Below are 419 nucleotides of genomic sequence, written 5' to 3'. Positions count from 1 at the left end.
CTGTTGTTGATAAAGTTACTGGAATGCACCCCAAAAAAGAAAAACCAGATATTACGCTATGTCACTCTTTACCCGAAATTGAAAATGCAATACAAACCATTGACCAACCCATCATCTTTTTTGATACTGATAATGTTTCTAGGTTTGATCAGTTTCGTCTTTTAAAATTAATTAAACAAACAACAAAAAGTGAGCGTATTTTTATTTTCACTAAAGAATCTGAAGAGTCAAAGTACGTGGTCGCAGTAAGATATATAGCTTCACTCGTATTCAGTAAAACTGCCACGCAGGCACAGTTGGAAAGCGTATTCTATCCACTATTGAATAGCTGTAATGTAATATTTAAGAAGAAAGAATCAGCTCTAATGCCAGATAAAATGCAACAACCTGTTCTTACCCAAAGGGAAAGCCAAGTTTGC

General features: G+C 34.8%; 1 protein-coding gene. It reads left to right on the top strand.

Translation table 11 applies throughout. From position 1 onward, the window contains the following. Positions 1–419 (top strand): hypothetical protein (locus V1952_RS22535; RefSeq protein WP_420075634.1); only part of this gene is annotated, 419 nt, incomplete at both ends.

This window comes from Yersinia sp. 2542 StPb PI, from assembly GCF_048593855.1.
GTDB lineage: Bacteria > Pseudomonadota > Gammaproteobacteria > Enterobacterales > Enterobacteriaceae > Yersinia > Yersinia enterocolitica_E.
Note: the sequence above shows the minus strand (reverse complement) of the source record. Positions and strands in the feature narration are given on the sequence as shown.